This is a genomic window from Streptomyces sp. NPDC001880 (genome assembly GCF_053594575.1).
The window spans coordinates 12513-25357 of the sequence record NZ_JBSFET010000019.1 but is presented as its reverse complement, the minus strand read 5'-3'; the positions used below and the strand labels follow the sequence as shown (position 1 = coordinate 25357).

Sequence of the window (12845 nt, the reverse complement as noted above, 5' to 3'; positions counted from 1 at the left end):
TTGGCCTGAAAATACATACCAACCGGTTTAATTTCTAGTGTCTCTGGCGCCTTGTCACCGAAAACAGCGGAGGCATCCATTCCGATCTGCCTGTTCTGGGAGATGGGGCCGGGTCGACGCGTCCCGGTGTCGAGCCTGCGTCCGTTTCTGGTCCGACGTGGTTCGAGCGTGACACAAGTTGCCCTCGAGTGGGATGTCTCAAGCGGCGCCCGCAGCGTTCTGGCGGGCAGACCGGGGCCGGGCCGCATGCGACGGGTGGATAGGGAAACTATTCAGAAACCGCACGCACGGTTTGTTAGAGTCGTCGCCTGCCCTTCGGCAAGCACGGCAACCCCCGGCAGTGACGGAGCAGTTGATGGTCAAGCAGGAACGTGCGGCGCGTACACGCGAAACGCTGATCCGGTCCGCGGCCGAGGTCTTCGACCGGGAGGGATTCTCGACGGCCTCGCTCACCGCGATCAGCTCGCGGGCAGGGGTGAGCAACGGGGCGCTGCATTTTCACTTTGCCAGCAAGGCCATCCTGGTGGATGTCGTCGAGGAGGCGGCGGTGACCAGGCTGCTGTCCGTGACGAACGGTGCCCTGCCGTTCAGGGGGAGCCGAGTGCAACTCCTCGTCGATGTCACGCACGCGCTCACCGAAGCGCTGCGCGGCGATGTGGTGCTGCGGGTCGGCTTCGCGCTGAGCGGCGAGACGTCCCGCCCACCCCGGATGGACCTGCGGCGACACTGGCGGTGCTGGGTCGAGGAGACGCTGAGACAGGCCGAGGCCGAAGGCGAGCTGCGCCGGGGGACGGCGGTGCAGGACGTGGTGACCGCAGTGGTGGCGACGACCGTGGGATTCGAGGTGCTCGGGGTCCGGGACTCGGCATGGCTCTCGGAGTCGACGGTCATGCGGTTCTGGCGGCTGCTGCTGCCGACACTCGTACCGGCGGCGCGTCTCGATGCGATCGAGGCCGGCGGAACCCGGCGGCCGCATCCGGTGGCGTGACGGAGCCGCGCTGCAGAACAGATCGCTGTGGGCGGTGAACAGCCACCGAACAGCGCGAGCGCCAGGCTGCAGATGGCCCGGGGTCTGAGCGAACAGTTCCACCGTTCCTGTTGCTTGGCACACATGTTTGCGGGTGCTCGGTCAAGCAAGGGGACCTGGCCCCGGGCCTCGGCCTTGCCGCCGCCATGAACCGCCTTTGTGTCCGCTCCTACTGCGCGGCAGCGGCGGCGTGTGCGCTCTTCTTGCGCGCGCGGTAGGCGGCCGCCTTGATCTTGTTGCCGCAGGACTCCATGCCGCACCACTGCCGCCGCATGCCCCGGGAGCGGTCGATGTAGATACGGGTGCACTCGGGATTGTCGCACTCCTTGAGCAGGGGTACGTCCGGCCCGCTCAAGAGCTCGACCGCATGGCGCGCCACAGTGGACAGGGCTTCGCCCGGCGTCGCTTCCGTCCAGCGCCCAGAGACGGTGAGCTGCGGTGCGGCGGGCGGTCTGCGCGCCGCACCGTTCAGCACCTCCAGTGCTTTGTCGGCGTACTCCTCACCGAGCCGACGGGCCGTGACCAGTTGGTAGACGGCCTCTCGTACAGCCTTCGCGCGGTCCACGTCGGCCTGGTCGCCGGGGAAGACCGCGTCGACGATGCCGGATTCCAGGTACCACGCCCGCAGCCGCTCCGGCGTCACGAACATCTCGAACCGCATCGAGCGCCGTGCCCGGAGTGTCGCGGCGAAGTCGAGCGCCGGGTTTCCGCATACGAAGACATGGTCCAGATTCACATCACCATTCTGGCAGGTGACTATTGCGTCAGTAAGGCTCGCCACCTGCCGGACCGGTGGCCGTCCCCGTGCTGCCGTCCCCGTACTCCCGGCCGGAGCGCAGCCGGATCTCGCGGCCCTGCCAGCGTCCACGCAGCCAACGGTCGTGGCTGGCCAGGACGATTGCGCCGGGCCCGGTGCCCAGGGCGGCCTCCAGCTCGTCGCACAGCCGTGGGGACAAGTGGTTCGTCGGCTCGTCGAGCAGCAGCAGCTCCGGTGGACGCGCCACCAGGAGCGCCAGCGCGAGCCGACGGCGCTGACCGACCGACAGTAGGCCGACCGGCTTGTCCAGATCCGCCTCGTGCAGCAGACCCAGCGAGCCCAGCGGGACCGCCTCCGCTCGCTCTGCGCCGAGCGAGCGCTCGTAGGTCTCACGCCCGGTCCGGTCGGGCCGGCCGAACACGGTGTCCTGGGCCAGCAGCCCCACTGTCAGCCCCTGCCGCCGCCTCACCTCGCCCTCGGCCGCGAGCCGCCCGGCGAGCACGGACAGCAGCGTCGACTTGCCCGCGCCGTTTCCTCCCGTGACAAGGAGGCGCTCGGTCGCCGGTACGTCCAGGCGCCCGACGGCCAGCCGGCCCGGCACCCGCACGTCGCGGAGGGAGATCAGGTCGTCGTCCACCAACCCCTCGGCGGACGAAACGGTGACGGCGAGTGCGGTCCCGTGGAAACGCAGCGGCTGCGGCGGCTCACCGACCTGCCTGCGCTCCAGCCCGTCCAGCCTGCGGGTGGCGTTGCGCACCCGCCGGGAGATCTGGCTCTGCACCCGGCCGCCCCGGTGGCCGTACCCCATCTTCTCGTTGTCGCGCCGCTCCCGGTCGGGCGCCACCCGGTGCGCGGTCACACCGGCCGAGTGGCGCAGCGCGGCCAGCTCTTCCTGCTCCTCGGCGTACCGTCGCTCCCAGCGTTCCCGCTCGGCACGCTTCTCGGTCAGATAGGCGCTGTAGTTGCCGCCGTAGCGGACCGGGCCGTCCACGGCCGGATCGAGGTCGATCAGATCCGTGCAGACGGCGTCGAGGAAGGCCCGGTCGTGGCTGGCCACCACGACGATCCCGGGCAGGCCGCGCACCTGCTCCTCCAGGAAGGCGGCGGCGCCGTCGTCGAGATGGTTGGTCGGCTCGTCCAGCAGCAGTGCCGAAGGGCGCCGGACCAGCAGAGCGGCCAGCGCCAGACGGCCGCGCTGCCCGCCGGAGAGGGAGCCGAGCGCCCGGTCGTGCCGGAACGACCCGAGGCCGAGCCCGTCGAGCACGATCGCGGCACGTCGGTCCGCGTCCCAGACCTCCCGCTCCTGGGCCTGTTCGAGCCGCCGGCCGTACGCGTCGAGCAGCTCGGCGTACCCGGGGGAGTCTTGCGGGACATGGGCGAGCTGCCCGGTGAGACGTTCGAGCTCGGCCAGGTCGTCACGGGCCTCGCGCAGGGCTTCGTCCAGCACGTCGGCAATCGTCGACGCGTCGTCGAACGGCATCTCCTGGTGCAGGAAACCCAGGTCGGCCGGGCGCGTGACGGTCCCGGCATCGGGGTCGTCCACTCCGGCGAGCAGCCTCAGCAACGTCGACTTGCCGACGCCGTTCTCCCCGATCAGCCCGATGCGGTGGCCGGGGGAAGCGGTGAGGGAGACGCCGTCGAGGACCCGCTTGGTCCCCAGGGTGCGGACGACGTCGTGGGCGAGCAGAGCCGGTCGAGACATGATGGTCCACCTGACGTGATCGGTGTTCGGCCCGCCGGGTGGTGACCCACCTCGGGCGCGGGCCCGGTCGGCACGCCGGCGGCTCACACCTCGGGCGCTCCCGTCTCCGTCAGCTCACCGTCGGCCAGCCGCAGCCACCGGGCCACGCCGATCCGCGCCAGAAAACGTTCGTCGTGGCTGACCACCACAAACGCCCCCCGGTACGAGCCCAGCGCGCTCTCCAGCTGACCGGCGCCGACCAGGTCGAGGTTGTTCGTCGGCTCGTCCAGGAGCAGCAGCTGCGGAGCCGGTTCGGCGCACAGGACACAGGCCAGGGTGGCACGCAGCCGCTCGCCTCCGGACAGCACCCCGACGGGCAGATGGGCCCGGGGGCCCCGGAAGAGAAAGCGGGCGAGCAGGTTCATCCGCTCCGCCTCCGGCCGGTGCGGCGCGAAGGCGGTGAAGTTCTCGGCGACGGTACGGTCCGGGGCCAGCAGGTCCAGCCGCTGCGAGAGGTATGCGATCCGGCCGTCGGCGCGCTTGATCTGCCCGCCGTCCAGGGCGAGTTCGCCGTTGAGCAGCCGCAGCAGCGTGGTCTTGCCGGAGCCGTTGGGACCGGTCAGCGCGATGCGTTCGGGACCCCGGACGGTCAGATCGACGCCCGGTGCGGCGAACACGGGCCGTCCGGCGTGGCGGACCTGCATGTGTTCACCGAGGACGAGGGTGCGCCCGGCGGGCACGTCGGTGTCCGGCAGGTCCAGTGTGATGCGCTGCTCGTCGCGCAGGGCGCGCCCCGCCTCGTCCAGCCGGGCCCTGGCCTCGCTGACCCGGGACGCGTGCAGCTGCCCCGACCGGCCCGCGGACTCCTGGGCGCCTCGCTTCATGTTTCCGGCGAAGATGCGGGGCAGGCCTGCGCTCTTGAGATTGCGGGCGGCATTGCTCGCGCGGCGCTCGGCGCGTTCGCGGGCCTGCTGCATCTCCCGCTTCTCCCGCTTCAGCTCCTGTTCGGCGTTGCGGATGTTCTTCTCGGCGACCTCCTGCTCGGCTCGCACGGCTTCTTCGTATTCGGTGAAGTTTCCACCGTAGAAGCGCAGTTCACCGCGTTCGAGTTCGGCGATGCGCTCCATGCGGTCGAGCAGTGCCCGGTCGTGGCTGACCAGCAGGAGGCAGCCGCCGAAGTCCTCCAGCACGTCGTAGAGCTTGTGACGGGCTTCGAGGTCGAGGTTGTTGGTGGGCTCGTCGAGCAGCAGTACGTCGGGCCGCTTCAGCAACTGGGCCGCCAGGCCGAGCGAGACGACCTGGCCGCCGCTGAGCGTGCTCAGGCTCCGGTCGAGGGTGAGATCGGTGAGGCCGAGCCGGTCCAGTTGGGCGCGGGTGCGTTCCTCGATGTCCCAGTCGTCGCCGATGGTCGTGAAGTGTTCCTCGCTCACGTCCCCGGACTCCACGGCGTCCAGGGCCCGGATGACCTCGGCGACGCCCAGGACCTCGGCGACCGTGAGGCCACCGGCCAGGGGAAGGGTCTGCGGGAGGTGGCCGAGCGTGCCGCCCACGGAGACGGACCCGGTGCTGGGCCGCAGCTCACCTGCGATGAGTTTGAGCAGGGTGCTCTTGCCGGAGCCGTTGGGCGCGACCAGGCCCGTCCGGCCGCTGCTCAGGGTGAAGGACAGGTCCTCGAAGACCGGGGTGTCGTCGGGCCAGGCGAAGGACAGGTTGGAGCAGACGACGCAGGTGTCGGACATGAAGAGACCTCGAATGAGATACGGGCAGGCAGAGACTGGTGCCCGGGACATGGAAGAAGGGGACGACTGAACGGCCACGACGGCGATGCTCCTGGGCATCGGCCGGTGGCCTGACAGGTCGGGGTATCACCCCGAGATGTCGTCGTCACCCACCATGTCTGGTCTCCTCAATGCATGATCAAAGCTCTTCCGAGCCTAGCAGGCCACAGAGATCTGCTCGCCGACATGGAGCGATTGCGCGAACACCTGGGCGTCGACCGGTGGTTGCTCTTCGGCAGCTCCTGGGGCTCCACGCTCAGCCTCGCGTACGCCGAGCGGTACCCGGAGCGGGTGTCCGAGATCGTGCTCGCCGCGGTCACCAGCACCCGCCGCTCCGAGATCGACTGGCTCTACCGGGGCGCGGGCCGCTTCTTCCCGGAGGCATGGCAGCGGTTCCGGGAAGGTGTCCCCGAGGCCGGACGGGACGGCGATCTCGTCGGAGCCTACGCGCGCCGCATGGAGCACCCCGACCCGGACGTACGGGCCAAGGCCGCGACCGACTGGTGCGCCTGGGAGGACGCGGTCCTGTCCGCGGAGCCGAACGGCTCGCCCAACCCGTACGGCAGCAGGCCGCCACGGGCCATGCTGGGGCTGGTACGGATCTGCTCGCACTACTTCGCCCATGGGGCCTGGCTGGAGGAAGGCCAGTTGATCCGCGACGCCGGACGCCTGGCAGGCATCCCCGGCGTCCTGATCCACGGCCACCTCGACATCAGCGGCCCCCTCGACACGGCCTGGGACCTCTCCCATGCCTGGCCCGGCGCGGAACTCGTGGTCGTCTAGGACTCCGGGCACAAGGGCAGCGCCGCCATGAGCGCGGCTCTGTACGCGGCGTTCGAGCGTTTCGCGCAGCAGTAGGAGTAGGAGTAGGAGAAGTACGGGCTTCACCCCAGGAACGCTGCAACAGTTGCCACGAACCGGTCCGCGTCGTCGAGCCAGGGGCAGTGCCCTGCCCCATGTTGGACCTCCGGCCAGAGCAGTAACCCACGCGCGGGCAAGGAGCCCGTCCTCTGCGTGCCGTAGGGGCAGCGGGGTGGGCTCTTTTACGGCCGTGACTGCGAGGGCAGGGTGAGGATTTCGGCTCCGTCGTCGGTGATGGCGATGGTGTGCTCGCTGTGTGCGGTCCGGCAGCCCGTCGCGCTGCGCAGCGTCCAGCCGTCGGCGTCGGTGACGAGGGTGGCGGTGTCGGCCATGATCCAGGGCTCCAGGGCGAGCAGCAGGCCGGGGCGCAGCTTGTATCCACGGCCGGGCCGTCCGGTGTTCGCCACGTGCGGGTCCTGGTGCATGGTCGAGCCGATGCCATGGCCTCCGAACTCGGTGTTGATCGGGTAGCCCGCCTCACTGAGGACCGTGCCGATGGCGTGGGAGAGGTCGCCGATGCGTGCCCCCGGCTTTGCGGCGGCGATGCCGGCGGCGAGCGCCCGTTCGGTCGTCTCGATCATCGCGACGCTCTCCGCAGGCCTGGCCTTGCCCACCAGGAAGCTGATCGCGGCGTCCGCGGCCACCCCACCCCTGGCGACGGCCAGGTCGAGGGTCAGCAGGTCCCCGTCGGCCAGCGTGTAGTTGTGGGGCCGCCCGTGGAGCACGCCGTCGTTGACGGCCGTGCAGATGTAGTGACCGAACGGGCCGCGCCCGAAGGAAGGCGCGTAGTCGACGTAGCAGGACTGCGCTCCTGCCTCGGTGATCATCTCCTTGGCCCACTGGTCGATGTCCAGCAGGTTGGTCCCGACCGTGCTGCGCTGCTTCAGCGTGTGCAGGATGTCTCCGACCAGGGTGCCGGTGCCCCTCGCCCGCTCAAGCTGCGCGGAGTTCAGGATCTCAATCATGGGGGCCTCTCACAGTACGTCCAATAACTATCCCGGTCTAACTATACCGGTATTAGAATGGGGGCATGGTCAGGTTGCCGCTCACCCCCGCCGAGGTAGAACGCGGTCAGCGCCTCGGCGCCCTGCTCCGCCGAGCCCGGGGCTGCCGCTCGATGCTCGACGTGGCACTTGCTTCGCACATTTCGCCGGAGACTCTTCGGAAGATCGAATCCGGCCGTGTGGCCACCCCCGCCTTCCCGACCATCGCAGCGATCGCCGACACCCTGGGCCTGTCTCTCGACGCGGTCTGGGCCGAGATCAGCCAGCCGGAGCGCACCATCGAGGATCAGTCGGTCCTGTCTGTCGCACGGCATGCATCGCTGGTTTCGTAGGGCCGTGCTCAGAGAGGCAGCGGTTCACTGACCGCGCTGTGCCGGTACGCCTGCCCGCATGCTGATCACCTCGTCGGCCGGCCCGCTCCAGGACGACGACACCGCCGATCTCCTTGCCCCCGTTGTGGCCATACGGACCTGCGGCCTTGTGGGAAGGACCGACCAACCGCTAAAGGCCGGGCTCGCTCGACGTGGTCGGCTGCAGGCGCGGATGATCCGCAGCAACCGTCTGTCCTCGTCGTCATCGATCTCCCGGACCTGTACCCGTTCATTGCCTCGATCGGGTAGCCGGCCTTCACCCGGCGTAGTGGCTCCGTGGCTGCGCACCTCCCGGATCACGGAACCCCGGCGATCAAGGATCAGGCGCTGAGACCTGGGCAGGCGGAGGTGGTCGGCCAGTCACTGCTCCAGCGTCTTGCGCTGAGTCATGAGGTGGATACGCGCAGCGTCAGACCCGACTGGTGGAAGGGATGGCGATCCCGTCGCACACGGGGGACCCTGGAATCAGGCATCAGGGAGGAGAGATGATCATGGATCGCTATCCGCCCATCGGTGACCACGGCCTCGTCGGTGACCTGCAAACCGCTGCTCTGGTCTCGTCCCAGGGGGTCGTCGACTGGCTCCCGGCTCCCAGGTTCGACTCGCCCAGTGTCTTCGCTGCCCTGCTCGACCACGACCGTGGCGGCTACTTCCTGTTCGCGCCGGAAAGTCAGAACACCACCTGCAAGCAGCTCTACTACCCCGACACCGCAGTCCTGGTGACGCGATTCATGTCGCCGGACGGAGTCGGCGAAGTCTTCGACTGCATGCCACCGGACCGCACCGGAACCCCCACAGACCGGCATGTGCTGATCCGCGGCGTGCGGGCAGTGCGCGGAACGGTGCGCTTCACTTTGGAGTGCCGTCCACGCTTCGACTACGGCCGGGCCACCCACCAGCTCGACGTGCAAGACGGTACCGCTGCGTTCCGGGCACAGAACGCCACTGCCTATCTGCAAAGCACCTTCCCCCTCGAGCAGGACGGTACGGATGTGCGGGGTGCGGTGACCTTGAGGTCGGGCGAGATGGCCGCGGCGGTGTTCACCGTCGACGGACCCGATGGCGAGCCCCCGCCGCCGGTCACCCATGGCCAGGCGATGGAACGGTTCTGGGAGGTGGTGGAATTCTGGCAGGACTGGGTCCACTCCTCCCGGTACCGCGGCCGGTGGCCGGGTGTGGTGCAGCGCTCGGCCATCACGCTCAAGCTGCTCACCTACGCCCCCACAGGTGCTCCCGTCGCCGCCGCCACCATGGGTCTGCCCGAGCAGATCGGGGGTGAACGCAACTGGGACTACCGCTACACCTGGGTCCGTGATGGCTCCCTGTCCGTGCGTGCTCTGCTCGACCTGGGGTTCGCCGAGGAAGCGGCGCAGTTCACTCACTGGATGAGGGACCGCCTCCAGGCCCGGGAGGGCGTCGATGGCGAGCCGCTGCAGATCATGTACCGCGTCGACGGGGATCCCGAGCTGTCGGAAGAGGTTCTCTCACACTTCGAAGGCTATCGGGGGTCGTATCCGGTGCGGGTGGGGAACGCCGCGGCTGATCAGCTGCAGCTGGACATCTACGGGGAGGCGCTCTATGCCTTGTCGGAGGGGCATGAGGCCGCCATGGGAGGCAGCTACCACGGCTGGAAGAACGTCGCACGGACACTGGACTGGCTGGCCGATTCCTGGGATCGCGCCGACGAGGGCATCTGGGAGACCCGCGGCGGACGCCAGGACTTCACCTTCAGCCGGGTGATGTCATGGGTGGCCTTCGACCGGGGGCTGCGCCTGGCGAGAGAACACAGCCGTCCCGCCGACGCTCCTCGTTGGACCGCGGCTCGCGACGCGATCCTCGAACAGGTGATGGAGCGGGGCTGGAACGAGAAGGAGCAGGCCCTCGTCCAGCACTACGGAAGCGATGTCCTCGACGCTTCGCTGCTGCTGGTTCCGCGCGTCGGGTTCCTGGCTCCCAGGACGGTGAGCTGGCTGTCGACGCTCGACGCGATGGAGCGCACGCTGGTGTCGGACAGCCTCGTCTACCGCTACGACCCTGCGGCCTCCCCGGACGGTCTGCGGGGCTCCGAAGGCACGTTCAGTCTCTGCACCTTCCTCTATGTGGACGCTCTTGCTCGCGCCGGGCGGGTTCGTCCGGCGCGCTATGCCTTCGAGAAGATGCAGACCTATGCCAACCACGTCGGCCTGTTCGCTGAGGAGATCGGCCCCAGCGGCGAGCAGTTGGGCAACTTCCCGCAGGCTTTCACCCATCTGTCGCTGATCATGGCCGCCACCACCCTGGACGACGCCCTTGACGAACAGCGCGACCGAGGACGACGGTTCCGCTGACTTGAGGTCAAGGGTGTTTTGAGGTCAAGGGCACTCCTGGGAGCACAGGACTCTTCATCGGGATGCGCAGGCGAACGGCGCGCTTGCCGCGTGTCGGGCGGGACAGAGGGTGCCGCCCGAGGTCGCCACGCCGCAGTTCACCCGCCGGTGGCAAAGCCGGGGAAAAGGGTCATGCCACCGTCCACGTAGAGCGTGGTGCCCACCACGTAGTCCATCAGGTCCGAGGCGAGCCCGACGACCGCTTGGGCGATGTCCTCCGGATCACCGACGCGCCCGTAAGGAATCAGCTGCAACAGGGACTTCTCGGCATCGGGAGTGTTCCAGGCGCTGCGATTGATGGGAGTCCTGATGGCGCCCGGAGCAACTGCGTTGACCCGGATCCTGCGGGGTGCGAGCTCCTGGGCGAGCGTCTCCATCATCATCTGCACGCCACCTTTGGAGGCCGCGTAGTTGACGTGGCCGGCCCAAGGGATGAGTTGGTGCACCGAGCTCATGCAGATGATCTTCCCGGCAGCTCGCGAGACCTCGGGGACGACTCCCCTTCTCAAGAACTCCTTCGTCGCCTCCCGAGCGCACAAGAACTGGCCGGTGAGGTTGACGTCCAGCACCTTCTGCCACTGGGCCGTCGTCATCCCGGTGAACGGAGCGTCGCGCTGCAGCCCGGCGTTGGCCACGAGGATGTCGATGGTCCCGAATTCCTGGACCATCCGTTCGATCATCGCGACGACCTGGTCCTCCTGGGAGACATCGGCCTCGTAGGCCGCCGCGTGCACTCCGAACCCGGAGATCTCCTCGACCACCTGCTCGGCATCCTCACGCCCGGCGACGTAGTTCACGACCACGTCGGCTCCGGCACGCCCCAGGCCGATGGCCGTCGCCTTGCCGATGCCCGAGTTCGCGCCGGTGACGAGTGCCTTCTGACCTTTCAGCAGACGCGCGGGAATGACGCCCTGAGGGGCTCCCTGAGTCACGCTCACGCCCGTTCTCCTCCTCGACTGGCTGACCTCACGGCCTCGTGTGAGTCGGGTCGACTCCTGCCGACACCGAACCATCCGAAAGCCCGGGCCACACGTCGGGCGCCGGCAGATTGCGCCGGTCAGCCGAACGGGCCCGGGAGCCTGGGGGGGCATGAGCCCGGCACCCTCGGCAGGACAGCCCTTGCGCGGAGTGCGGGCGACGTATGCCCGGGATAGGCTGTTTGGTACAAAGAGCTGAATTTGCAACGATTTTACCGACTGGTCGCCTTGTACGCGTAACCAAATCTTTCTGCGACGACCCGACGAGCGCGGTGCCCCCTCGCAGTCCGCGTAGGTGGGCAACGGCGAAATCCCTTATCTTCGGCCGTCTCGCGCCATGCGCGCCGGAATGGCATCGGCTTCCGGGCCCGCAGTTGCAGTCCCTGTGGAGGTCGGGATGAGAGTTGTCGTTGATCTTTCCCGATGTGAAGGGTACGCGCAGTGCGCCTTCCTGGCTCCGGACGCGTTCCGGATGCACGGCGAGGAAGCGCTGATGTACGACCCGAACCCCGATGACGCCCGGCGCGACCAGGTGCTGCGTGCCGCGGCAGCCTGCCCTGTCCAAGCAATTCTGGTCGACCAGTTGGAGGGCCGGGACGCGCCGATGGAGGCGTCGCCGTCATGACCAGCGCCGAAAATCTGCAAGCGTTCAGGCGCGATGGCCGCGTCGTAGTCGTCGGGGCGTCACTGGCGGGGCTGCGGGCCGCGGAGGCGCTGCGCGACGAGGGTTTCGCCGGGTCGTTGACCATGATCGGCGATGAGCTGAGCGAGCCCTACGACCGGCCTCCCTTGTCCAAGCAGGTACTGACCGGGTGGGTGCCGGCCGGGAACACCGATCTGCCGCGCCGTCGTGACATCGATGCGGAGTGGCTGCTGGGCGTGCCCGCCAGCGGGCTGGACCTGGCGGCCAACCAGGTGCGTCTTGCGGACGGACGCGAGGTTCCCTTCGACCGGGTGTTGATCTCCACCGGAGTTCGGGCCCGGCCCTGGTTCGTCGAGAGCGAGGCGGCTCTGGACGGAGTGTTCGTCGTGCGCACGCGCGAAAACGCCGAGGGCCTACAACGAGCCCTCGCCGCTGAGCCCTCCCGCGTTCTGGTCATCGGTGCGGGGTTCACCGGCTCCGAGATCGCCTCCATCTGCCGCGAGCGGAACATCCCGGTGACCGTCGCCGAACTCGCGCCGGCCCCGCTGGTCGGGGCACTCGGTGCCATGATCGGTGAGGTCGCGGCGGACTTGCAGCGTACTCACGGTGTGGACCTGCGCTGCGGCGTCAAGGTGACCCGACTGGAGGGCGACGCGCAGGGGCGGCTTCGGCGTGCCCACTTCGACGACGGCAGCACGATCGACACCGACGTGGCGGTGGTGGCACTCGGGGGCATCCGTAACACCGAGTGGCTGCGAGACTCGGGCCTGGCGGCGGGTGTCTGGGGAATCGCCTGCGACACGGGTTGCCGCGCTCTCGACCTCAACGGCCTGGTCACCGACGATGTCTTCGTCGCCGGAGACGTGGCACGCTGCCCGAACCCGGTCTACGAGTACCGACTCATCTCGCTGGAGCACTGGGCAAACGCCGTGGAGCAGGCCCAGGTCGCGGCGCACAACATGGTCAGTGCCCAGGCGGACCGCTGGCCCCATCTGTCCATCCCGCGGTTCTGGTCGATCCAGTTCGGCGTCAATATCAAGTCCGTCGGCGTGCCGACCTTCGCTGACGAGGTGGTCGTCAGCCAGGGATCGGTGCCCGACCACCGCTTCGTCGCCGCGTACGGCTATCGGGGCCGCGTCACCGCGGCAGTGAGTTTCAACAACGCGAAGTGGCTGGATCACTACCGAGGGCTCATTGAGACGGCCGCACCTTTCCCGCCCCCCTGTCCCACGCCCGACCAGCCCGCCGACATGAAACCAGTGCCTGTCGACTTCCCCGGCCCCGTCCTGCTCGCCCAGGGCGCCACTGTGGTCGTCACCGGCCACGACCCGAGTGAGCGACGCGTCACGGCCGCGTTCCAGCACCGATAGGAGGGAAGCG

The 12845-nt window shown here is 68.7% G+C and carries 10 protein-coding genes and 1 pseudogene; 6 read left to right on the top strand and 5 right to left on the bottom strand.

The genetic code is table 11. The features are described 5' to 3' along the window. Positions 1 to 340: 340 nt before the first annotated feature. Positions 341 to 988, top strand: coding sequence for a ScbR family autoregulator-binding transcription factor (locus ACWCQ6_RS14125; RefSeq protein WP_451088843.1), 648 nt, complete (start codon positions 341 to 343; stop codon positions 986 to 988). Positions 989 to 1196: 208 nt separating this feature from the next. On the opposite strand, the gene ACWCQ6_RS14120 is transcribed toward ACWCQ6_RS14125, so the two are convergent. The 3 genes from ACWCQ6_RS14120 to ACWCQ6_RS14110 form a co-directional block, all read right to left on the bottom strand. Continuing rightward, positions 1197 to 1763, bottom strand: coding sequence for a CGNR zinc finger domain-containing protein (locus tag ACWCQ6_RS14120; RefSeq protein WP_451088841.1), 567 nt, complete (start codon positions 1761 to 1763; stop codon positions 1197 to 1199). Positions 1764 to 1791: 28 nt separating this feature from the next. After that, positions 1792 to 3486 (bottom strand): ABC-F family ATP-binding cassette domain-containing protein, encoded by a 1695-nt coding sequence (locus ACWCQ6_RS14115; RefSeq protein WP_451088839.1) that lies wholly within the window; start codon positions 3484 to 3486, stop codon positions 1792 to 1794. 83 nt (positions 3487 to 3569) lie between these two features. Then, the gene (locus ACWCQ6_RS14110) at positions 3570 to 5204 is read right to left on the bottom strand and encodes an ABC-F family ATP-binding cassette domain-containing protein (RefSeq protein WP_451088837.1); all 1635 of its coding nucleotides are present in this window, start codon (positions 5202 to 5204) and stop codon (positions 3570 to 3572) included. A 213-nt stretch (positions 5205 to 5417) separates the two neighbouring features. Between ACWCQ6_RS14110 and ACWCQ6_RS14105 the strand changes: the two are divergent. Next, a pseudogene (locus ACWCQ6_RS14105) lies at positions 5418 to 6101 on the top strand (alpha/beta fold hydrolase); the annotation flags it as partial. A 185-nt stretch (positions 6102 to 6286) separates the two neighbouring features. On the opposite strand, the gene map reads toward ACWCQ6_RS14105, so the two are convergent. Then, positions 6287 to 7069 carry a type I methionyl aminopeptidase gene (gene map / locus ACWCQ6_RS14100; protein WP_451088835.1) on the bottom strand — a complete coding sequence of 261 codons (783 nt, stop codon included), beginning with the start codon at positions 7067 to 7069 and terminating at the stop codon, positions 6287 to 6289. A 65-nt stretch (positions 7070 to 7134) separates the two neighbouring features. Between map and ACWCQ6_RS14095 the strand changes: the two genes are divergently transcribed. Further along, positions 7135 to 7440, top strand: coding sequence for a helix-turn-helix domain-containing protein (locus ACWCQ6_RS14095; RefSeq protein ID WP_331749813.1), 306 nt, complete (start codon positions 7135 to 7137; stop codon positions 7438 to 7440). A gap of 530 nt (positions 7441 to 7970) precedes the next feature. Next, positions 7971 to 9806: a glycoside hydrolase family 15 protein gene (locus tag ACWCQ6_RS14090; protein ID WP_451088832.1), complete on the top strand. Its 1836-nt coding sequence runs from the start codon at positions 7971 to 7973 to the stop codon at positions 9804 to 9806. 137 nt (positions 9807 to 9943) lie between these two features. Here ACWCQ6_RS14090 and ACWCQ6_RS14085 read toward each other — a convergent pair whose 3' ends face one another. Then, a complete protein-coding gene (locus ACWCQ6_RS14085) occupies positions 9944 to 10783 on the bottom strand; it encodes an SDR family oxidoreductase (RefSeq protein ID WP_451088830.1) in 840 nt (279 codons plus the stop codon). A gap of 436 nt (positions 10784 to 11219) precedes the next feature. Between ACWCQ6_RS14085 and ACWCQ6_RS14080 the strand changes: the two genes are divergently transcribed. Continuing rightward, complete coding sequence (locus tag ACWCQ6_RS14080) at positions 11220 to 11447, top strand: ferredoxin (RefSeq protein WP_451088828.1); 228 nt, start codon at positions 11220 to 11222, stop codon at positions 11445 to 11447. Then, positions 11444 to 12835, top strand: a complete 1392-nt coding sequence (locus tag ACWCQ6_RS14075; protein WP_451088826.1) for an NAD(P)/FAD-dependent oxidoreductase — start codon at positions 11444 to 11446, stop codon at positions 12833 to 12835. Before ACWCQ6_RS14080 ends, ACWCQ6_RS14075 begins: the two co-directional genes overlap by 4 nt. The last annotated feature ends 10 nt before the right edge of the window (positions 12836 to 12845 follow it).

Bases quoted from the DNA above. Each gene is read 5' to 3' on its own strand.
- ACWCQ6_RS14115 (WP_451088839.1), bottom strand. From the start codon at position 3,486: ATGTCTCGACCGGCTCTGCTCGCCCACGACGTCGTCCGCACCCTGGGG.
- ACWCQ6_RS14110 (WP_451088837.1), bottom strand. From the start codon at position 5,204: ATGTCCGACACCTGCGTCGTCTGCTCCAACCTGTCCTTCGCCTGGCCC.
- map (WP_451088835.1), bottom strand. From the start codon at position 7,069: ATGATTGAGATCCTGAACTCCGCGCAGCTTGAGCGGGCGAGGGGCACC.
- ACWCQ6_RS14095 (WP_331749813.1), top strand. From the start codon at position 7,135: ATGGTCAGGTTGCCGCTCACCCCCGCCGAGGTAGAACGCGGTCAGCGC.
- ACWCQ6_RS14090 (WP_451088832.1), top strand. From the start codon at position 7,971: ATGGATCGCTATCCGCCCATCGGTGACCACGGCCTCGTCGGTGACCTG.
- ACWCQ6_RS14080 (WP_451088828.1), top strand. From the start codon at position 11,220: ATGAGAGTTGTCGTTGATCTTTCCCGATGTGAAGGGTACGCGCAGTGC.
- ACWCQ6_RS14075 (WP_451088826.1), top strand. From the start codon at position 11,444: ATGACCAGCGCCGAAAATCTGCAAGCGTTCAGGCGCGATGGCCGCGTC.